The 20,187-nt window shown below is 64.5% G+C and carries 15 protein-coding genes and 1 tRNA gene; 9 read left to right on the forward strand and 7 right to left on the reverse strand.

What is annotated here, in order from left to right:
• Window positions 1–150: 150 nt before the first annotated feature.
• Both RDV84_RS04715 and RDV84_RS04720 read right to left on the reverse strand, forming a co-directional pair.
• Window positions 151–4,536: a peptidoglycan-binding protein gene (locus RDV84_RS04715; RefSeq protein ID WP_309152643.1), complete on the reverse strand. Its 4,386-nt coding sequence runs from the start codon at window positions 4,534–4,536 to the stop codon at window positions 151–153.
• Window positions 4,518–5,060, reverse strand: coding sequence for a hypothetical protein (locus RDV84_RS04720; RefSeq protein ID WP_250447859.1), 543 nt, complete (start codon window positions 5,058–5,060; stop codon window positions 4,518–4,520). Before RDV84_RS04720 ends, RDV84_RS04715 begins: the two co-directional genes overlap by 19 nt.
• Window positions 5,061–5,845: 785 nt before the next feature.
• Between RDV84_RS04720 and RDV84_RS04725 the strand changes: the two genes are divergently transcribed.
• Window positions 5,846–6,154 carry a hypothetical protein gene (locus tag RDV84_RS04725; RefSeq protein WP_309152644.1) on the forward strand — a complete coding sequence of 103 codons (309 nt, stop codon included), beginning with the start codon at window positions 5,846–5,848 and terminating at the stop codon, window positions 6,152–6,154.
• A gap of 148 nt (window positions 6,155–6,302) precedes the next feature.
• Window positions 6,303–6,929: a hypothetical protein gene (locus RDV84_RS04730; protein ID WP_309152645.1), complete on the forward strand. Its 627-nt coding sequence runs from the start codon at window positions 6,303–6,305 to the stop codon at window positions 6,927–6,929.
• A gap of 28 nt (window positions 6,930–6,957) precedes the next feature.
• Here the strand turns inward: RDV84_RS04730 and RDV84_RS04735 are convergent, their stop codons facing one another.
• Window positions 6,958–7,299 (reverse strand): DUF3024 domain-containing protein, encoded by a 342-nt coding sequence (locus RDV84_RS04735; protein WP_309152646.1) that lies wholly within the window; start codon window positions 7,297–7,299, stop codon window positions 6,958–6,960.
• Window positions 7,300–7,509: 210 nt separating this feature from the next.
• Here RDV84_RS04735 and RDV84_RS04740 point away from each other — a divergent pair, with 210 nt between their 5' ends.
• Both RDV84_RS04740 and RDV84_RS04745 read left to right on the forward strand, forming a co-directional pair.
• A complete protein-coding gene (locus tag RDV84_RS04740; RefSeq protein ID WP_309152647.1) occupies window positions 7,510–8,379 on the forward strand; it encodes a hypothetical protein in 870 nt (289 codons plus the stop codon).
• A gap of 61 nt (window positions 8,380–8,440) precedes the next feature.
• Complete coding sequence (locus RDV84_RS04745; RefSeq protein WP_309152648.1) at window positions 8,441–8,860, forward strand: H-NS histone family protein; 420 nt, start codon at window positions 8,441–8,443, stop codon at window positions 8,858–8,860.
• A 78-nt stretch (window positions 8,861–8,938) separates the two neighbouring features.
• Here RDV84_RS04745 and RDV84_RS04750 read toward each other — a convergent pair whose 3' ends face one another.
• The 3 genes from RDV84_RS04750 to RDV84_RS04760 form a co-directional block, all read right to left on the reverse strand.
• Complete coding sequence (locus RDV84_RS04750; protein WP_309152649.1) at window positions 8,939–9,454, reverse strand: DUF4411 family protein; 516 nt, start codon at window positions 9,452–9,454, stop codon at window positions 8,939–8,941.
• Window positions 9,454–10,464 (reverse strand): ImmA/IrrE family metallo-endopeptidase, encoded by a 1,011-nt coding sequence (locus RDV84_RS04755; RefSeq protein WP_309152650.1) that lies wholly within the window; start codon window positions 10,462–10,464, stop codon window positions 9,454–9,456. The genes RDV84_RS04750 and RDV84_RS04755 overlap by 1 nt, the downstream gene beginning before the upstream one ends.
• Window positions 10,465–11,024: 560 nt before the next feature.
• Window positions 11,025–11,100: transfer RNA gene (locus RDV84_RS04760), tRNA-Ile, on the reverse strand.
• 401 nt (window positions 11,101–11,501) lie between these two features.
• Here RDV84_RS04760 and RDV84_RS04765 point away from each other — a divergent pair.
• Window positions 11,502–12,674: an alginate lyase family protein gene (locus tag RDV84_RS04765; RefSeq protein ID WP_309152651.1), complete on the forward strand. Its 1,173-nt coding sequence runs from the start codon at window positions 11,502–11,504 to the stop codon at window positions 12,672–12,674.
• A gap of 55 nt (window positions 12,675–12,729) precedes the next feature.
• On the opposite strand, the gene RDV84_RS04770 is transcribed toward RDV84_RS04765, so the two are convergent.
• Window positions 12,730–15,057 carry a GH92 family glycosyl hydrolase gene (locus tag RDV84_RS04770; RefSeq protein ID WP_309153685.1) on the reverse strand — a complete coding sequence of 776 codons (2,328 nt, stop codon included), beginning with the start codon at window positions 15,055–15,057 and terminating at the stop codon, window positions 12,730–12,732.
• 360 nt (window positions 15,058–15,417) lie between these two features.
• Here RDV84_RS04770 and RDV84_RS04775 point away from each other — a divergent pair, with 360 nt between their 5' ends.
• The 4 genes from RDV84_RS04775 to RDV84_RS04790 are packed head-to-tail and all read left to right on the forward strand — an operon-like array spanning window position 15,418 to window position 20,004.
• Window positions 15,418–16,470, forward strand: a complete 1,053-nt coding sequence (locus tag RDV84_RS04775) for a LacI family DNA-binding transcriptional regulator (protein WP_309152652.1) — start codon at window positions 15,418–15,420, stop codon at window positions 16,468–16,470.
• Window positions 16,467–17,762, forward strand: a complete 1,296-nt coding sequence (locus RDV84_RS04780; RefSeq protein WP_057945989.1) for a sugar MFS transporter — start codon at window positions 16,467–16,469, stop codon at window positions 17,760–17,762. The genes RDV84_RS04775 and RDV84_RS04780 overlap by 4 nt, the downstream gene beginning before the upstream one ends.
• Window positions 17,762–18,793: a carbohydrate kinase family protein gene (locus tag RDV84_RS04785; protein ID WP_309152653.1), complete on the forward strand. Its 1,032-nt coding sequence runs from the start codon at window positions 17,762–17,764 to the stop codon at window positions 18,791–18,793. Before RDV84_RS04780 ends, RDV84_RS04785 begins: the two co-directional genes overlap by 1 nt.
• Window positions 18,790–20,004 (forward strand): AGE family epimerase/isomerase, encoded by a 1,215-nt coding sequence (locus RDV84_RS04790; protein WP_309152654.1) that lies wholly within the window; start codon window positions 18,790–18,792, stop codon window positions 20,002–20,004. Before RDV84_RS04785 ends, RDV84_RS04790 begins: the two co-directional genes overlap by 4 nt.
• The last annotated feature ends 183 nt before the right edge of the window (window positions 20,005–20,187 follow it).

Raw genomic sequence — 20,187 nt, forward strand, 5'->3', positions numbered from 1 at the left:
GCCGGTTTCCTTACCGGCGGGCAACCAAGGTGAGCGGTGACGCGGCGGCTGTGCCGAGGAGGCATACCACGGCGCCGCGTACCGCTCATGCCAGTTTAGCAGGCGGCAATTTTTCGTCCAAGATGCACAGGCCACCTTCTCGCGCTGACGCTAGTGCATGATGGGCTTGGCGCGCTGCTCGTCCTGCTGTCGCTGCGTGGCCTCCATCGCTAGCTGCTGATCGCGCTGCTGGTTCACCATCTGCGTCTCTTTCAGCGTGTCCTGCATGTTCGGAGCGGGGCCGTTCGCGGACACGGCTGCGTGGAAGCCGGGAGTCACACTGCCGACCCAGAGCTTTCCGTCTGCGATGCCGACCTGACCCACACGTTCCACGTCGGGGATGCCGTTACGCTTGGCCTCCAGCATGGCCTTGGCCACCACCTCGTCTGGAACGCTAGCAGGGGCGGCGCCCCGGATCTTCGCGAACATTGCTTGGTCGGCAGGCGATAGGCGCGCCAGTTCGCGTTCTGTTTCCCGCCGATCTTGAGCGGGTTCGCCTGCAAGCTGTCCGTGGACGGCACGCGAATCGACAGGTTTGCCGGGCTCCGCTTGCGAGTACGACGGTTGCGCGGACTCCCTAGCCCCCACGTCCGCCAGCATGTCCGAGACTTGGGTTTTCGGCGCGGCCACGATTGGGTCGTTTTCCGACGCCGCGTAACCCGCCAATGCCGGCGCCGGTGCCGCGCGGACCTCGGCTGTCGGCGCAATCGGCGCGGTTTGCTGCGGCTCGTTAGCGACAACGGTCTGCGGCTTCTGCCCGCCCGTTGCCTGCGCCGGCTGCCCCTGCACCTTGGCGACTTCGGCCCCGTCGGCCTGCGGCACTGCTTTCTGAGCCTCGATCTTGGCCTGCTGGGCCACCGCGAGCGCCTGGAGCGTATCGGGGTCGACACGGCCCGTTTCAGCCAGGCCGTGGTCGCGCTGGAGGTGGCGCACCGCGTGTTCCGTCGCGGCATCGAAATGCCCACGCTCGGGGACTGGCGCATCGTCCGGGCCGCGATAGCCCACCCGCTGAAGCCGGTACTGCAGCAGCTCGACCTCCTGCCCGCGGTCGCCGCGCTGCAAGGTGCTGTCGTCCGGTGCTGGAGCAGGCGCCACAGCGACCGCGGGCGCAGCCGGCGCCGGTGCGCCGGCCTCCGCGACGTCCGGTTTTCCCGTCGTCGGCGCCGGGGTTGCTTCTGCCGGCGACGACGCAATGCGCGGGGCGGACTCGGCCTCCGCGACCGCCTGCGGCGCAACCCGGGGCGCCGCGGCGGCCGGCGCCTCCACGGCCGCGCTGGGCGCGGTTTCGGGCTGACGGGGCGGCGCGACAGGGTTGGCCGACTGGGCCGCGATCACCTCAGGTTGCGGCTGCTGGTCCGGTAAGCCGGAAGTTTGGCGCTCGGGCTGCTGGGGAGGAGCGGAAAATTCCCCGTTGCTTACGGTGGGAGCCTGCTTAGCTTCGGGACTTACCGCCGCGGGTGTAACAGGCGCCGACGTGGCCGATGCTACCGGCGCTCCGCTGGAACGGTCCGGCACCGCCTCGGCGTCGCGATGCCCAGGCTTTGACGGTGGTTCCAACGGCTTACTAGCCGCCAGATCTGCTTCGGCGGGTTTCGGGGGTTCAACCGGCGCCTGGTCAACGGCCCGCGGCACCTCGACCTTCGTTGGCTGTACTGAGCGCTCCGCCGCCACGGCGCCGATGACGATCTCAGGCTCCACGTCTGCACGGCCAGCTGCCGCCACCGCTTCGCGCGCGGTGCCCTGCACTTCGTCGCGCGTCAGGCCGACGCGATTGGCTTCCCGGACGACCTGCTCCAGAGCTTCCTGCTGCTTGGGCGACAGGTTGGCGATGCGCAGCTCCGGCGCCTCTGGCGAAGTGGGCGGCGGAGACCGCAGATCCAGCATGGCGAGTTGCACTTCCAACGGGCTCGTCACGGCATGGACCCGGTTCGCGCCATCAGCATCGCGGCCGATATGCTCGATCGGGCTGTCGATGTCGAAGTTGCCCGCGGCATTGCGTCCGAGGTGCAGGGACGTAGCAAGCGGTGCGACACCCTGCTCGTGCTGGGTTCGCCTGACAGCCTCCAGTGCGGCCTCCAACTGCTGGGGATTCGGATTGACGTTGTGGACCTTGTAGGTCGCCATCAGATCCGCGCGCTCGATGTCCTCCAACGTGGGCGGCTGCCTCGTAGGAATGGCCGCCAGTTGCTGCTCGTGTTGCGCCAATTGCGGCTGTAACGCGGTGCGTGTGCCTTCCAACTCCTGACGCAAGTTCCCTGCGGCGACAACGGACTCGCCGTTGCGCTGCCACTGACCGTCTGCGGTGCGCTGGTACAGCTTGCCGTCGGACGCCACCAGCGAGTCGTCGTGCAGTGCGGCGCTGATCGAGGCAGGGACAGTGCCAAACCGCTCCCATCCTTCGCTCCGATGCGCCATCGCGTATCTCGCCGCCATCGGCGCCGGTCCGTTGGCGATGTTGTCGAGGATCGTCTGCTCCGCCGCACGATTGAGTTCGTCCGCGCGTTCTGGGCCGGCCGAGTCGATCCGGACCATCGGCACGCCGCGCTGCTCGAAGCCGACCACAACCTTCCGGTCCCATTCGCCGCTCCCCGGATTGCGCTCCCAATCTGCGCGACGCAAGCTTGGCGGATCGGTCTCCGCCGCGGCCTGTGAGTATGGGTTGCGCGGCGACTCCAACTTTCCGATTGCTAGTTCGGTGGCCGAATTGCTCGCCCGGTAGCTCAGTTCGTTGGCCTTCTCCGGATCGGCAGAGAACGCCTGTTTCACCGGATTGTTCTGACCGTCGTCGCTCAGATCGCCCAGATCCTGCCGCACCCACTGTCGCCCGTTGGACTGCCAAGCAACGCCATCGCGATCTGTCTGCTTGAAGGTCTTGTAGCTATCCAGCACCGTGGCGACATGCTCTCCTACGTGCGCGCCGGCCACGGCCGCGCCGCCGACGACGATGAAGCCGACCACGCCGGGGCCGGTTGCTGCGGCCGTGGCGACCATGCCCGCTGTCGCGCCGCCAATCCAGCCGCCCGTGCCGCGGGCGGCGTAGTGGGTCAAAGTTGATTGCGCTGCTGACAGATTGTCTTGAGCGAGCAGCGTACTGGCTTGGTTCGCGCTTGCCTTAGCATCCGCGATACTTGCAGCAACGCCAGCGACACCCGCTGCCGCCATTACTTTGGCGCCAGGACTCAACTGCGTCGGAGCTTGATATGGCCGAAGCTCGACGTTGCCGACCTTCTTATGCCATTCCGCCATTGCCTCTTCAGCGGGAGGCGCAGCAAATCGCTCAGGCAAACTACGGACCACCGGCGTAGCTCGTTGGGCCACTTCGGCTACGGCCGGCGACATGGGCTCTGGCCGACTGCGAATTGCAGCTTCGATCGGGTCATTTATAACCCGCGCGCCGTCGTCCGGCATCAGCTTTGTCACCTCGCCCTTAGGCGAATCGCGCTCCACCTTAGGCCAAGCGCGGAACAGCACATTGCCTTCTTCTGAGCGATGGATGACGTTCAGACGTGGATCGTAGGTCTCCGGCAAACGCCGCAATAGCGGCTCACTGAAGAGCGCGTTATGGTAGTCCGTCATCAAGTTCTGACTGCGCGTACCTAGACCATTGCGCTGATAGCTGCCGCCGATGTCAGAGTGCGCCCCTGCAACGCTGACGCTCAGAAAGCGACCATCCTCCGACACGCCCGCGGGAATGATGCGGTCCACTGGAAATAGGCCGCGCCGCTCGTCAGCGGCGTTGATCTGGAATCCAGAGACTACCGATGGTGGCAAGCGCCGGTCCAACTTTTCCATCGCGCCCGTAGGCACGGGATCGTAGAGCCCCACAGTCATCGGAGTGTGCCCAGGGGATTGATGGAAGTGCGGATACGTCTTAGTGAGCTTGCCTTGCGCGTCGTGGACGTATTCGGCGCGATCCAGATTGGGGATTCCGCGCTCGTGAATCATTCGCGCTAGCAAAGGAACTTGGCTAGCGCCGCGACTGAACCCCTCGGCATGAATCGCGATTTTCGCGTCAGGATCGAGCCTGTATATCTTCTGCGCGCGCTCCACCAACTCTTGATATGTGCGCTCTGCGATTGATTCGCTGGTTCGACCTGTGGCTGCGTCTATGGTTTCAGCTACAGTATTTTTCTGTGTACCGGGACCGGCTTTGTACACGACATCGATATTGACGCCCGAATGCTTTAGTTTTTGGACCTGCGTTTCGAATCTCGCGACGTTGGTGGCATGCAGAGGATCCTTCCCGACATCGTTACCGGTGCCATCCATCAGCCCGATCAATAGGTACGAGTGCCGGTCCTTAGTATCCAGCAACGGAGGTACCTTGAACTTGTATAGCTCGTCGGCAGCTCTGTCGTAGCTCGTCAGATGCTCCGGCGTGGCCGTGTAGTACGAGACATCGGCCTTCGGAAGTCCGTCTTCGGCGAGTTGAACCACCTTCTTCTTGTTCTTTGTGTCTTCCATGGCGCCGCGCTCCCTCAGAAGGTCTTCGTCCAAGCCAGGATCAAATCCCAACGGCTCTTAACGTCGTCGCGTCCGGGAATCGGGAAGGATTTGGTCAGCACATGCGCGCTCATGTAGACATTGATGGTTCGGTCATTGACCTCCATCAGAATGTCGGGCGGACTGGTTTTACCCCCCTCAAAGCGGGCCCAATCTTCGTTGATATCCTCTTTGGGGACGTTATGCAGTACCCGCTGATCAGGGAATATGTCCCTGATGAGGTCGATTTCCGCGTATCGTTCCGCGCCGTCCAGCGGAGTCCACCGAACTTCAACCGGGCCGGGCGGCATATCTTCCGCCATGACGATGTAGCTGGCGGTCCAGCGCTCCTTCCAATCGGCTGATCGCGGCTGGCCGGACGCGCCATCAATTTCGTCGTCTAATGCGAACTGATGGTTGTCGAAGATGATGTTGCTGGCCAACGTGTTGTAGCAGCGAACGCCGAACGAAAACGCTTCGAAGGTCAACGGCCAAGGGAAGTCAGCCTGGACGTTGGCAGGGGGGGCGCCTTGAATCATTGCGGTATGTCCTGAGAGAAAAGTTTCGAATTCGGACGAAGCTCATCGCAACCGCGCACACCACCTGCACCGCCAGCGAGGCAGTTCGGGATTCTTGGTGCGCGGGAGAAACAAGACATAACCGTCCGTGTTCAACTGTCGGGCCGTATCGCCCATCCTGGGCGATATGGAGTTGCTGCCGATTGGGCTCGATCATCCAAAGTGTGTTGCGGTCGGGGACGCCATCGTTGGCGTCTCCCTTAGGTCTGCGGTCTTGCCCGGCGAGATTGATCCGACGCGCGGGCCGGCGTCAAGCCTAATCGTGGTCGATGCGACGTAGTTAGCAGGTTGATCTTGGAAATTTCCAAGAAGATGTTAAATCCGCGCTCAATCGCTGCCATCTGGGCGTGCTTATAGAGTCTCAGCAGACGAGATTCCAGAGCGGTAATTTCCGGCTCGGCTTCGGCGGGGAATCGATGTATGCCACCAGGCCCGCCTCGCGTTGGACTGCCCCCGCTCCCGGCGCCGTGTGCCTGGGTGTGCCTGGAGCAGTGCCGGCCTGCCTCTACGGACTGCATCGCCATCGCCTGGGGACCGGGCGGAAGAATAGTGGCCACCGCGGGGCGAAGTAGCGGGAAGTCATGGACAGTTCTAGGCACCCATCGCGCGCTCCGCAGCACGCAGCACTACCGCGAGTTCACGAGCTACTCGACCGCCATGAGCTACCTTGCCGCCTGGGTGACCAAGTACGCGGATCAATTGATCGCGGAACTTCACACCACGCATTTGCAGTACCGAGACTGAGTATGAATCAGCCCGCACCAGCCGACCTCGGCATCTGTGTATCCCGCTATGAATGCCGCCTGCGCACGCGTCGTGAACCCGTCGTCTACAACGATCAAAAGTCCTTCGCGATCATCGAGGAAGTCCGCGAGCGAGACGAATGGGGCAACCCCGGGCGTTTGGTGCGCCGCAAGCTCCTGTCCGTCGAAGGTTCATTCGGGCCAACCTGGGCCGCACATCATCGATCGAAGCATTCCGGCTGGCGCCTTGAACTTGGCCCTCGCTGCGGGCCGCTGAACTGGGCCGATGCAGGCGATCTAGCTCTGGCTTGACGGCGCATACGCCTTGGCGTGGGCCGCTATCGGCAAGCTCGGAAGCTGTGTGATCCATCTATTAACTGCCGTTACGCTTTCCCGACCGCGACGGGTGTAGGCTGACGCATCAACATCTAGGGAAGACACACAGGGGCGTGGTAGAACCATGTTGCACAGTGAAATTGAGAAGGATCCGCTCAGCGTGGAGTTGCCGCGCGGGAAGTCGCTTTGGGGCGACGCGCTTTTCTTCCGAGTTGAAAGCGAACGTGAAGAAGCAGAATTGTTGCGCAAGCAACTAGACGAACGGCCATATGCCGCGACAGGTACTGGCGAAGAAAGCGATCTAACTTTGTTGCAGCCCGGAGAGTGGGTGTTTGCGCCGTTCAAGGAGGCGCTCATCGCCGCAGTCACGCGATGGGATCAGATCGGCATCAAGACTCGCTGGTACGACTGGCGCGCGGATAAGAGTGCAGCTCCTAGCTACGAACACTTCGTGCGCGATCACGCCGAACGCCACGAGCGTTTCGAGAACAACCGAATGACCGTGTTTGAGGCGCTGGACCACGTCACGTACACACCGGACACGTTCACAGGCTACTGGCTCATCGAGAACCTGCCGAAGGGGATGAGCATGATGGACTGGTATGGCCCGCGATATCGCCATTGCATCAAGCGCGATGCGAAGCTCTGTGAGGCCAAGTGCATCATGCAGGAGGCGACATTCGACCACTGGCGCTACGCCCCTCGGACAGGGCTCAAGCTTATGGATGGTCGACGGGGCGAGTGGCGCTGACTAGTCCGCCGGGAATCGCGGACGGCAGCTATCCCCAGAAACAGCAATAGGGATCGCGCCAAACCTCATCCACGAGTTCCGCCAGATCCTCTGCTTCGCGCATTGGCTCATACCGCTGCCACTTACCGCTGGCCCTGGACCACAACAACTGCCAGGTCTGCTGCGTCCGAACGTACCGGAACTTGGCGATCGGGATCTCGATGATCTCGTCGGGGTCGCCGAAAGCTGGTCTCGCGGAATAGATCTCGAAGGTTTGGCCCACCTCTCGGTAGAGGACGGTCCCGCCAGACTTCACGTGAGGGCTGTGGCGAGGCTTCAGAAGCCTCACGATCATCTTCTCGGCACGCTTACGTTCAATATCGTTGAGCATCGCGACAGCCTACGGTAGAGCAGCCGGAGTCCAAACGTACACTTTCCCCGAAGCAAAGTGCATCATGCAAGAGGCGACATTCGACCACTGGCGCTACGCGCCGCGGAAAGGCCTCAAGCTGCTCGATGCCCGTAAAGGACAGTGGCGGTGACCTAGCGAACTCTCGCCTGCGACGGGGATGCGTTGGCGAACCTTAGGATGAGGTATACCTTGAAACCGCTCTTGCTACTTGAATCTGTCCGCAATCGACGTATCGAGCATCGTACGAGATCTCTCGTTTGGGAATCGAAGATTTCTAGCCTTAACTGGCAGGTCGAGGTCAAAGATAAGCTGCAACGAGCGGTGCTCGGCCACACACCGAACTCCCTCCATGAGTTCAAGATCTCGGTACTGGACCGGACAGTCCATATTTCCGCTGTCCTCAGATCTCCTTTGCTACCGCCGACCGCCTGGGAAGAACGCAAAGTTCAGTACGATAAACCAGCTCAACTTGCAGTCGGGTTGTCCGTCTCGGGAGAAATCTCGTTCGTCTTGAGCGGCCACGCCAGCGACCACCAAGAGCCGTCGAATGCTCATTACGTAATTGACCTCGTCCGCCACTCTTGGGATCTTGGTGGTGCCGCCGGCGAGGCACGCATCAAGCGACATCTGCTTTCGCTTGAAAAACTGAGCATGCTGACGATGTCCACTGCTCGACCTACGAGGCAGAGCGGGAAGTATCTTGCAGAACTTCAGCGTCTGTCCACGCGATTCCAGTCCATTTACCCAAGCTCCACCGAAGCACGACGGCATCGAGTTTCACAAGAGACAGCGCTTGCAATGGGGCTGATAGCCGGACTGGTGTCTAGCACCGCCTTCCCACTGGCCCTGGAATCTGGAAAGGAATCTGCCGCCAAAGCCAAAGAAATTAGTGAACGCTGCGGCAAGCAGAGTCGTCCGACCCAATGTCTTCAGAGTTCAGACTACGAACACCACATGGATCTTGCGCGGCTGATGCAGCCATCGCACTTATTGCTGGCGTCGCTAATGATGACTGTGTCTTTGATCCTAATCGTGCAGAAGATCCTAAATCGAGCATAGCCGTATGAGAAGGGCAACCCCCTCCCGACAAATTGGCTCAAATACATCATCGCAAACACGCATGAACATCGATATCGATAGGCTCAACCTGCGGGAACTGACCGCCCTTTTGACCGCCGCGGAAAAGCGACAGCAATTCCTATCGAAACGCCGCCCCGCTGCATCGGTGCGCAAGCAGGCAGTCGCGCTCGCTGCTCGCCACGGCTACACGATCGAGGAGCTCTTTGGGGATCAGCCGGATGTCCAGCCCACCCGGCGGAAACGCGGATCACGCCGCAAGCCAGCCAAAGTCGCGCCCAAGTACCGCGACCCAGACAACGAACTCAACACCTGGTCAGGCCGAGGGAGCATGCCGCGTTGGCTCGCTAAGAAGATCAGGTTCGGTCAGCACGCTACTGACTTCCTGATTCCCGGCATCGCGAAACCCACCGCACGGACGGCCAGTTCTATAGGCAAGCGAACGCTCGTCAAGCCCGGCTGAAATTAAGCCCTTTGCTTTTTTTGATGCCTGGGACGCCCCAACCCGACAGAGGGTGGCTAACGCAGACCTGCCAACGGGTCACCCGCCCTTCCAAGCAGTACGGAACTTCAATGCAGCCATTAGGTCAAACGGTGAACACCATTTAACGCCATTGAGCGAGCATGCGTCCGGAATCTTCCGATTGTGCGGCTTCGCTGCGGGCGCGGATTTCTCGTTTGTTACAACGCAGCGATCCTTGGGGGAGGTCAAGGCGTGGGCTATGAGAAAGGGATCTCTACCAAGCTTCTCCACTTGGTCCTCAGTCAATTGGCTCGAATAGCCCTTCGAGAGGACAGCTTGAACTAGCGCGATGTCCGCGGCCTGCGGCAGTAGTATCGCCTGCTTGTTATTCGGATCTTGGATCCAGGCGTACATCTGGTCCTTGAACTCATCCTTGGATCCATCTTCGAACTCCTCGAATATCTCTAGCGGCACCTTTATAGAGCCGGCTTGGGCGTGAAAAGAAAGCCACTCCCAAAACTCGGGCACCCAATCGTGCCTGTAGTAGGTGTTTGCCGCGCTCATCAGCACGTTGGCGTCAACGAGGTAGAGCATCAAGCACCCCCACCACTGGAACCGCCCAACACGCTTTGTACGCTACGAGGAGCCACCCCAAAAATTCTGGCAGCCTTGGTGTAGCTAAGTCGCCCCTGCGATAGCCCACGCTCCACTACGCTAATCAAACCTCGCCCAAGACGATGACGCTTGACTACGTAGTAATCCGGCGCGCCTTTCGAGGATGCTTTTTCTTTCGTTCGAAAATCTACCCACTCTTGCTTGAAACGGTCCCTCAAAGCGCGCCACATAGGCTCCTGAATTAGGCCAGAGCGAAGCAGCCTATAGGCGACAAGGCTTCTGCTGACCAATCTTGATCTAGCGAATTTTGTAATCGCCGACGGTAATTCATCTGCCGTAAGAATCGACGCAGTCGTAAGCTCTGCCAACTCACTTGGGTCGAGAAGGAACAATGACGCGACGTCATTACAAAAGACTTCCACTTTCCCGTCAGAGAAACCTCCGCTCACACCGGTCGCACCTATCCATAGATGCGCCACTTCATGCAGCAGTGTGAAGGACCAAGCAGTTCTTGCATCCTGATCGTTTATTACCACGAATGGAGCCAACTCGTCGGCCGATGCAAAACCTCGAAATACCTCGACGTCGATGTTGGTGTGGTGCGTCCCAAGATTTCCAAGCAGGAGAACGAAGACACCACTTGATTCGATCTGGCGCCGAAGGTATGTGAACCCCTGATCGACTGTCCGATGGGCACGAAATTCGCTACGCGAAATGCCCAGGGTTTTTTCCATAGATGCGAGGACACTATGGACGCCATCGGCGACACTCATGGAGGAAACGAAGGGGAGTGCTTCTGCTTCCTCATCCTCTAGGACGTTTCGCACCAGTCCTTGCCGCGTGCGCAGGTCACGTAACAATGCATTTAAATTTGGCTCGTCCGCAGTCTCGCGCTGGGGCAAAGTACGAAAGTCTTCGCCGCGCTCACTAGGCACAGGAGGTTCTGGTAGGTAAAGCGTGAGGAGGGAACGACGATAGGCTTTGCTCATCCTAAGCAGCAATGGGCGACTAGGCTCGACTGCGCCGGACTCAAGCTGACCAATTCGCTTGCCAGGCTCCAAGTTCTTCAGGGGACCGAGTCCAATCTTCGCCGCAGCCGCGTCGGGGGTCAGCCCCGCAGTCTCTCGCGCCCATCGAAGAACGTTTGGACTGATCTTGGTCATTGACACTTGGGTCCACATCGGCAAGGGAGCTCCATCTCCATTTTATCCATGTATTGGCTCACCAGACGAGATTCCCGGAGTGAGCCGGCCACTGCTTCACGCGTTTACGCCGTGGTTTCAGGTTTGCGTTCCTGCGGGCATGTTGATCGCGATAAAACTCGCTTGACAAGTCCACAGCTAACCCATTGATTCGTAAGACCACGGAAAATGGTGCCTGTGGTTTTCAGTCCACAGCCGCGGAGAAAACGGAGAAAAAGTGGCGAAAATTTCGCCAAAAGTGGCGCGCGCTATTTTCTCCAAAACCACAGGCATGCGACGAAAAGGCCGAAAATAAGGCGTTTTCGCGCGGTGCGGAAAGGCGGAGAAAGCCGTTTGACGTAACGGCGTGGTGGGCCCACCAGGACTCGAACCTGGAACCAAAGGATTATGAGTCCTCTGCTCTAACCATTGAGCTATAGGCCCGCAAGAGGCGAGATTCTAAAGCAGCGCCCCACCCTCCGTCAGCCCGGTCAACGTTGCGCGCCGTCCCTGGGACTCGCCCAGGCACCGGCGACGGCGTCCCGTTGCCGCCGCCCCGCCGCGCCAAAGCGGCTGCCGGAACTGCGAATCTCCTCGCCTTTATACGATTCCCGCCGTCCGACTTGCCCACTCGGGGTCGCACTTTCGCGGCCGCGACTCGGGCAGCATGGCGACAACACGCGCGACAGACGCGTGCTTGTGCCGCCGGCGCGTACCGCCCGCCGGCATCGCGCGGTGCGGCGGCGACGCCGTCCGCGGCGCTCGTTGATGGGGGGCCTCGGTCCGGACGCGCCGCTGTCGTCGGCGACGGTCCGCTGCCGCCTCTCCATTCCTACGAGGTCTCTATGCCGCGCTTGCTTCCGTTCCGTTTCCATCTCCTCGCCGTGGCCGCATTCGCGGGCTCGTTCGGCTTGGCTTACGCCGCCGAACGCGCCGGGCCGGTCGAATCCGGCGACGACGCGACCGTAGCCGCAGCCGCGCCGACCGCCGTGCCGCCCTTCAAGCACCCCGGCCTGCTGATGACCCAGAACCGCCTCGCCTCGATCCGCGCCGCGGTGCAATCGGGCAACAGCAGCGCGATGAAGACCGGCTACAACCGCCTGCTGCAGGACAACCGCGGTTCGCACACCTACGCGCATCAGGCGCTGGCGACGGTGGAGGTGGTGCGCGCGGCCGGCGGGCCGCAGGAAGGGCGCTGGAAGAACGATGGGTTCGCGGCGTACTTGAACGCGCTGCGCTGGGCGGTCACCGGCGATACGCGCAATCGCGACAAGGCGGTGCAGATCCTGGATGCGTGGTCGGCGAAGTTCACCGGCTTCACGCTGGCGCCGGGCACCGATGCGCCGCAGGCGTGGCTGGAGGCTGCGTGGGGATTGCCGGTGTGGGCCAGCGCGGCGGAGATCCTGCGCCATCACGACGGCGACGCGGCGGGCTGGCCGCAGGCGTCGCAGGATCGCTTCAACGGTTACCTCAACAAGCTGTACGGGTACGCGAATCAGGCCTCGAGCCGGACCAACAACTGGGGCGTGTCCGGGGCGCTGGCGATGATGGCGACCGGCGTTTATCAGGACGACGCCAATCGTTACAACGCCGGGCTCAACCGGATCAAGCAGTTGATCCCGGGCATCGTCTACAGCAGCGGCGAGGTGCAGGAACTGGCGGCGCGCGATTGCCACCATCCGCAGTATTCGCTGGCCGGCATCGCCCAGGCGGCGGAGATGGCGACGATCCAGGGCGACACCAGCGTGTGGCTGCTCAAGGTCGGCAACGAGCCGCAGCCGCGGTTCGCGCGCGGGCTGGAGTACATGGCCAAGTCGATCCTGTACGGCGAAGGCGTGCGCGACTGCCGGTCGTTCGGCCTGTATCCGGGTTACAGCGAGATCGCGGTCAACGGCTACATGAACCGCGGTACGCCGATTCCGAATTTCCAGAACGCGACCAAGCGCGGGCGGCCGGACGGCAACGCGGCCGAGTTCATCGGCTGGTCGGCGGCGACGCACGGACGCGACGACTTCTGATCCTTGCCGCGCCCGGCGTGCGTCGGCGGCCGCGCCGACGCACGCGTCGCCGCGCTTAGCGCGCGGCGCTCATCGAGTACGGCAACTGCTTGGGATGGCTCGCCCATTCGCGGTTCGGCTGCGCCTGCATGACGAAGCGCAGTTCGCCGCCGGCGAGGATCTCTTCGTGGCGCAGGAACGCGCGATCCAGCGGCTGGCCGTTGAGCGTGGCGCTGCCGATGTACGTGTGCGCCTCGTCCAGGCCTTCGGCGATCACGCTGAAGCGCTTGCCGTTGGGCAGGTTCAGTGTGGCCTTGGGCAGGAACGGCCGGCCGATGATGTACTCGTTGCTGGCCGGCGCCACCGGGTAGAAGCCCAGCGCGGTGAACACGTACCAGGCCGACATCTGGCCGAGGTCGTCGTTGCCGGCGAGGCCGTCGGGCCGCGGCGCGTACTGGCTGGCCATGATCTGCTTGAGCCGCTCCTGGGTGCGCCAGGGCTGGCCGGCGTAGCCGTACAGATAGGCGACGTGGTGGCTGGGCTCGTTGCCGTGCGCGTACCAGCCGATCAGGCCGGTGATGTCTTCCATGTGGGCGAAGATCTTCGGATCGACCTTGGCCTCGAACACTTGGTCGAGCCGCGCGATCAACCTGTCGGCGCCGCCGTGCGCCTTCGCCAGGCCGGCGACGTCCTGCGGCACGTACCACGAGTACTGCCAGGCGTTGCCTTCGGTGTAGTCGCTGCCGTAGCCGCTGGCGCTGGGATCGAACGGTTCGCGGAAGCTGCCGTCGCGCTTGCGTGCGCGCATGAATCCGGTGTTCGCGTCGAACGCGTGCTTCCAGTTGCCGGCGCGCTTTTCGAATCTCGCGGCGACGTCCTTGCGCCCCATCGCCCCGGCCATGCGCGCGATGGTCCAGTCGTCGAACGCGTACTCCAAGGTCTTCGACGCCGCTTCGCCTTCCTCGTCGATCGGCACGTAGCCCAGTTCCTTGTACTGGGCGATGCCGTCGTAGGGGCCGTAGTCGGCGCTGGCGACCATCGCCTCCAGCGCTTCGTTCGCGTCGAAACCGCGGATGCCCTTCATGTAGGCGTCGGCGATCACCGGCACGGCGTGGTAGCCGATCATGCACCACGTCTCCTGGCCGTGGAACGACCACACCGGCAGCACGCCGTACGGGCTGTGCTTGCGCGAGGCCAGCAGCGAATTGACGAAGTCGCTGTTGCGCTGCTCCGGCTGCACCAGGGTCAGCAACGGATGCAGCGCGCGATAGGTGTCCCACAGCGAGAACGTGGAGTGGTAGCGAAAGCCCTTGGCTTCGTGCACCGCGTTGTCCGGGCCGCGATAACGGCCGTCGCTGTCCATGAACAGACTCGGGCCCATCAGCGTGTGGTAGAGCGCGGTGTAGAAACTCTTGCGCGCGGCCGCGTCGCCTTCGGCGTCGATCGCCGACAGCGCCTGGCTCCAGCGCTCGCGCGCCTGCGCGCGCACGCGGTCGAAATCGAAGCCGGGCACTTCGGCGTCGAGGTTGGCGATGGCGCTGTCTTCGCTGACCGGCGAGATCGCGACCTTGACGATCAGTTCCTGGCCCGGCGCGTCCTTGAAGTCGAGGCTGGCGACGAGCTGGCGGCCTTCGATCTGCGCGCGCCGGGTCGGGTCTTTCTCGCCCGGCGGCGGGAAGCCCTTGTAGGCCACGTCGGCCTCGGTATCGTGGAAGGCGTGGCCGCTGACCGGGCGCGAGAAGCGCATGGCGAAATACAGCTGCCGGCCCGGCGCCCAGCCGCGGGTTTCGCGGAAGCCGGTGACCGTGCCGTCGGGACGCAGGCGCACGCGCGACCACAGCACCTTGCCGGGGTAGTCGTACAGACTGGTGCGCAGGTCCAGCAGCACGTGCGCGGCCTGGCCCTTGGGAAAACGGTAGCGGTGCACGCCGACGCGCTCGCTCGCGGTCAATTCGGCGCGGATCTTGTAGTCGTCGAGGGTGACCGCGTAGTAGCCCGGCTGGGCGACTTCGTCGTCGTGGCGGAACGCCGAGCGGTAACCGCTGCGCGCCATCTTCGAATCGCCACGTTCGAGTTTCACCTCGCCGGCGATCGGCATCACCAGCACGTCGCCGAGGTCGGAGTGGCCGGTGCCGGAGAAGTGGGTGTGGGAGAAGCCGACGATGGTCGGATCGCCGTGGCGGTAGCCGGCGGCCCAGCCGTAGGCCTCCTTGCGCGGCTTGATCTCGGTGTCGGGGCTGAGCTGGATCATGCCGAACGGCACCGTCGCGCCGGGGAAGGTGTGGCCTTCGCCGCCGGTGCCGATGAACGGGTCGACGGCCTCGAACGCGCGGCGGCCGGCGTCGGCGTCGGCGGCCGTCGCCAGCGCGGCCGGCGCGGCGAGAACGCCCGCGGCCAGCGCCATGGCGGCGGCGGCCAGGGACCATACGGGACGGGAACGGGAGGTGCGGGACTGGACCGGCCGGGTCATCCGGGGTACTCCGTCTAAGGCCGGACCGGAACGTTCGCGCCTTGGCGCGTTCGAACCGGTGCGACGGGAAGGCTCGAAGGGGACGACGGTCGGCCGCAAAGCCGGGCCGCCACTTTTAGATCGTTCTAAATATAGGCAAGCTAACACGCGGCCCCGGCCCGTTCATGCTGCATTGCAGAATGCAGCGACGGGGCCCAGGCCGCAGGATGGCGGCATTTAGAACGATCCAAAAGCCTTCTAACCACCCGTGCCGGCCATGAGTCCCGCCCGTCCACAGTTCGCGAGGTGCCCAAGATGAACGACGCGCCCGCTCCCCGCGGCCGGGTCACCCTGGCCGATATCGCCCGCGCCTGCGGCCTGTCGCGCGCGACCGTGTCGCTGGTGCTGCGCGGCAGCCCGCTGGTCCATGCCGACACCCGCGCCCGGGTCGAGGCCGAGCTCAAGCGCCAAGGCTACGTCTACCACCGCGGCGCGGCCAACCTGCGGCGCAAGGTGTCGACCGGCGTGGCCCTGGTCATCAACGACCTGTCCAACCCGTTCTTCGCCGAATTCGCCGCCGGCGTGGACGAATGGCTGGCCACCGCCGGCTTCGTCACCCTGCTGGGCAGCACCAACGAATCGGTCGAGCGCCAGCAGGCGGTGCTGAACTCGCTGATGGAGCACGACCCGGCCGGGATCATCCTGTCGCCGGCCGAAGGCAGCGACGGCGCGCGGGTGCGCGCGCAGGTCGGCGAACGCACGCCGGTGCTGGTGTTCAACCGCGAGCTCGACGGCACCGCCTGGGACTTCCTCGCCCTGGACAACACCCACGGCGCGCGCCTGGCCACCCGCCACCTGCTCGACCGCGGCCACCGCCGCATCGCCTTCTTCGGCGGCCACCGCGATTCGTCCTCGTGCCGGCAGCGCCGCCAGGGCTATCGCGAGGCCCTCGCCGAGGCCGGGATCGAGCCCGAGCCGCAGTGGCTGATCGAATGCGCGCCGACCCGCCTGGAAGCGGCGCAGCAGACCGGCGCGCTGTTCGTGCGCGATCCCGCGCCGACCGCGGCGGTCTGCTACAACGACGCGGTCGCGCTAGGCCTGATGGCCGGCCTGGTCGCGCGCGGCCGCCGCGCCGGCGGCGACTTCGCCGTGGTCGGCTTCGACGACATTCCCGAAGCCGCGGTCGCCTCGCCGCCGCTGACCACGATCGCGGTCGATCCGCGCGCGCGCGGCCGCCAGGCCGCCGAACTGATCCTCAAGCGCCTGCGCGAGCCCGAACTGGCGCCGGCCCACACCATCGCTCCCGTGCGCCTGCAGGCCCGCAGCAGCAGCGAGGTGCACCTGACACCGCCCGGAGAGTCCGCATGAGCCGCGTCATGTCCTACACCGCCGCATTGGCGGTGGTGACCACGATCTTCTTCACCTGGGGCGGCCTGACCAGCCTCAACGACGTGCTGATCCCGCATCTCAAGGCCGTGTTCGAGATGAACTACGCCCAGTCGATGCTGATCCAGTCGACCTTCTTCGGCGCCTACTTCCTGATGTCGCTGCCGGCCAGCCGGGTGGTGGCGAAGTTCGGCTACAAGAACAGCATCGTCATCGGCCTGATCGTCGCGGCGGTCGGCGCGGCGCTGTTCTTCCCGGCCGCGCGCGTGCCCTCGTATCCGCTGTTCCTCGGCGCGCTGTTCGTGCTCGCCAGCGGCATCACCGTGTTGCAGGTCTCGGCCAATCCGTACATCAGCCTGCTCGGCGATCCGGCCGGCGCGCCGAGCCGGCTCAACTTGGCGCAGGCGCTGAACTCGCTGGGCACGACCGTGTTCCCGACCTTCATCGGCCCGCTGATCCTGTCCGCGGCGGTGCTCACCGACGCCCAGCTGGGCGCGATGTCGGTCGCCGAAAAAGCCGCTTACCGCGCGCACGAAGCCGCGGCGGTGCAGATGCCGTACATGGTCATCGCCGGCTGCCTGGTGCTGCTGGCGGTGTTCGTCTACGCCATGCGCATCCCGCCGCTGACCGAGTCCACCGAGAGCGCCGACCCGACCCGCCACAGCTTCGCCGAGGTGCTGGGCCAGCGCCATCTGCTGTTCGGGGTGATCGCGATCTTCGTCTATGTCGGCGCCGAGGTCTCGATCGGCAGCTTCCTGGTCAACTACCTGTCCGAGCCGAACATCGGCGGCTTCGACCACGCCACCGCCAGCACCTACCTGGGCTATTACTGGGGCGGCGCGATGGTCGGCCGCTTCATCGGCGCGGCGCTGCTGCGCAGCGTCGACGCGCGCAAGCTGCTGGCGCTGGCCGCGGTCGCGGCGATCGCGCTGCTGGCGTTGACCATGAGCACCCAGGGCACGGTGGCGATGTGGACGGTGCTGGCGATCGGCCTGTTCAACTCGGTCATGTTCCCGACCATCTTCACCATCGCCATCGAGCGGCTCGGGCCGATGACCAGCAAGGCCTCGAGCCTGCTGATCATGGCCATCGTCGGCGGCGCGGTGGTGCCGCTGCTGCAGGGCCTGCTGTCGGACGGCATCGGCATCCAGCATTCGTTCGTGATTCCGGCGGTGTGCTACGCCTTCATCGTCTGGTACGGCCTGTCCGGTTCGCGCATCCGCGCCGGCCAAGGCCAGCACGCCAGCGCGCAAGCTTCGGGAGTGATGCATTGATGTCCGCCGTACCCTCTTCGTCCGGCGCCAGCGGCGCGAACGCCGCGATCGTCTGCTTCGGCGAAGCCTTGATCGACTTCCTCGCCCGTCCGGCGCAAAGCCCCGGCGAACCGCGTCATTTCGTCGAATACGCCGGCGGCGCGCCGGCCAACGTCGCCGTCGCCGCCGCGCGCCTGGGCGCGCACGCGCGCTTCGTCGGCATGCTCGGCCGCGACATGTTCGGCGACTTCATCGCCGACCAGCTCAGCGGCTACGGCGTCGACACCCGCGACGTGCGCCGCACCGACGCGGCCAAGACCGCGCTCGCCTTCGTCTCGCTCGACGGCGACGGCGAACGCAGCTTCAGCTTCTACCGGCCGCCGGCGGCCGACCTGTTGTTCCGCGACGCCGACTTCAGCCCGGACGGCTTCGCCGACGCCGGCGTGTTCCACGTCTGCTCCAACAGCCTCACCGAGGAAGCCATCGCCGCGGCGACGCTGGCCGGCATGCGCCGCGCGCGCCTGGCCGGCGCGCTGGTCAGCATGGACATGAACCTGCGCCCGTCGCTGTGGCCGGCCGGCTTCGATCCGGCGCCGCGGCTGCTGGCGGCGCTGCTGGAAGCGGACCTGATCAAGCTGTGCGGCAGCGAGTTCGAATTCCTCGCCCGCCACCTCGGCGGCGAAGAGGCCGCGCTGCAGCGGCTGTGGCACGGCTACGCCACCTGCGTGCTCATCACCGACGGCGCCACCCCGATCCGCTGGTACACGCGCACCCGTAGCGGTTCGGTCGCCACCTTCAAGGTCGCGCCGAGCGACACCACCGGCGCCGGCGACGCCTTCGTCGGCGGCCTGCTGCGCCGGCTGGTCGCGCTCGGCGTGAGCGCGGCGAACTTCAACGACTTCCTCCAGCGCGAAAGCGAACTCACCGACGCGCTGCGCTACGCCGCCGCCGCCGGCGCGCTCGCCACCACCCGCCACGGCGCGTTCGCGGCCATGCCCAGCGCCGCCGACGTCGAACGCCTGATGCAGGAACAAGCCCAGGAACCCGCATGAACCTCCCGCTCGATCCGCAGCCGAACTTCCGCGACGCCGACACCCTGCTCGCCCACATCCGCGACACCCTGGCGTTCTACGATCCGGTCGCGCTCGACGCCGACGGCGGCTTCTTCCATTACTTCCGCGACGACGGCTCGGTCTACGACGCCTCGCATCGCCATCTGGTCAGCTCGACCCGCTTCGTCTTCAACTACGCGATGGCGGCGGTGGAGTTCGGCCGCGACGACTACCGCGAACGCGCGCGCCACGGCCTGCGCTACCTGCGCGACGTCCACCGCAATCCGGACACCGGCGGCTACGCCTGGACGATCCGCGACGGCCGCCCGGAAGACCGCATGAACCACTGCTACGGCGTGGCCTTCGTGCTGCTGGCGTACTCGTGCGGGGTCAAGGCCGGCATCGGCGAAGCGGCGGCGTGGATGGACGAAACCTGGAACCTGCTCGAAGCGCGCTTCTGGGAACCCGAATTCGGCCTGTACCGCGACGAGGCCGACGCCGACTGGAACTTCACCGGCTACCGCGGCCAGAACGCCAACATGCACATGTGCGAGGCAATGCTGGCGGCGTACGAGGCGTCGAACGACGCGCGCTATCTCGAACGCGCGCTGACGTTGGCGCAGAACATGACCCAGCGCCAGGCCGCGCAAGCCGACGGACTGGTGTGGGAACACTACGACCGCGACTGGAACATCGACTGGGACTACCACCGCGACGATCCCAAGCACCTGTTCCGCCCCTGGGGTTTCCAGCCCGGCCACCAGACCGAATGGGCCAAGCTGCTGCTGATCCTCGACCGCCACTTGTCCGCGCGCGGCGACGCGCCGGCTTGGCTGGTGCCGACCGCGCGCCACCTGTTCGACACCGCGATCGCGCGCTCCTGGGACGACGAATTCGGCGGCCTCGCCTACGGCTTCGCCCCCGACGGCGCGGTCTGCGACGACGACAAATACTTCTGGGTCCAGGCCGAATCGCTGGCGACCGCGGCGCTGCTGGCCGTGCGCACCGGCGAGAACCTGTACTGGCAGTGGTACGACAAGCTGTGGGCCTACGCGTGGCAACACATGGTCGACCACCGCTACGGCGCGTGGTACCGCATCCTCGACCGCCGCAACGGCAAGTACAGCGACGAGAAGAGCCCCGCCGGCAAGACCGACTACCACACCATGGGCGCGTGCTACGAAGTGATCCGCTGGCTGCGCGGCGCGTAAGCCGCCCGCGGCCCTGTAGGAGCGGCGCAAGCCGCGACCGCGACAACGCAATCGCGACGTCGGTTGCGTAGCGGCTGCGTTGTCGCGTTGACGGCTCGCGCCGCCCCTACACGAAGCCCCCGCGCCTTCGCGCATTCATGTGCCGCTCGTCGGGAACGCCCACCGTCACCTCGCGGCGCTGAC

Source organism: Lysobacter yananisis, from assembly GCF_031199375.1.
Taxonomy (GTDB): domain Bacteria; phylum Pseudomonadota; class Gammaproteobacteria; order Xanthomonadales; family Xanthomonadaceae; genus Lysobacter; species Lysobacter yananisis.

Coding starts and splice junctions, on each gene's coding strand:
- RDV84_RS04720 (WP_250447859.1), bottom strand. CDS start 5,060: ATGATTCAAGGCGCCCCCCCTGCCAACGTCCAGGCTGACTTCCCTTGG.
- RDV84_RS04725 (WP_309152644.1), top strand. CDS start 5,846: ATGAATCAGCCCGCACCAGCCGACCTCGGCATCTGTGTATCCCGCTAT.
- RDV84_RS04730 (WP_309152645.1), top strand. CDS start 6,303: ATGTTGCACAGTGAAATTGAGAAGGATCCGCTCAGCGTGGAGTTGCCG.
- RDV84_RS04735 (WP_309152646.1), bottom strand. CDS start 7,299: ATGCTCAACGATATTGAACGTAAGCGTGCCGAGAAGATGATCGTGAGG.
- RDV84_RS04745 (WP_309152648.1), top strand. CDS start 8,441: ATGAACATCGATATCGATAGGCTCAACCTGCGGGAACTGACCGCCCTT.
- RDV84_RS04750 (WP_309152649.1), bottom strand. CDS start 9,454: ATGCTCTACCTCGTTGACGCCAACGTGCTGATGAGCGCGGCAAACACC.
- RDV84_RS04755 (WP_309152650.1), bottom strand. CDS start 10,464: ATGAGCAAAGCCTATCGTCGTTCCCTCCTCACGCTTTACCTACCAGAA.
- RDV84_RS04765 (WP_309152651.1), top strand. CDS start 11,502: ATGCCGCGCTTGCTTCCGTTCCGTTTCCATCTCCTCGCCGTGGCCGCA.
- RDV84_RS04770 (WP_309153685.1), bottom strand. CDS start 15,057: ATGGCGCTGGCCGCGGGCGTTCTCGCCGCGCCGGCCGCGCTGGCGACG.
- RDV84_RS04775 (WP_309152652.1), top strand. CDS start 15,418: ATGAACGACGCGCCCGCTCCCCGCGGCCGGGTCACCCTGGCCGATATC.
- RDV84_RS04780 (WP_057945989.1), top strand. CDS start 16,467: ATGAGCCGCGTCATGTCCTACACCGCCGCATTGGCGGTGGTGACCACG.
- RDV84_RS04785 (WP_309152653.1), top strand. CDS start 17,762: ATGTCCGCCGTACCCTCTTCGTCCGGCGCCAGCGGCGCGAACGCCGCG.
- RDV84_RS04790 (WP_309152654.1), top strand. CDS start 18,790: ATGAACCTCCCGCTCGATCCGCAGCCGAACTTCCGCGACGCCGACACC.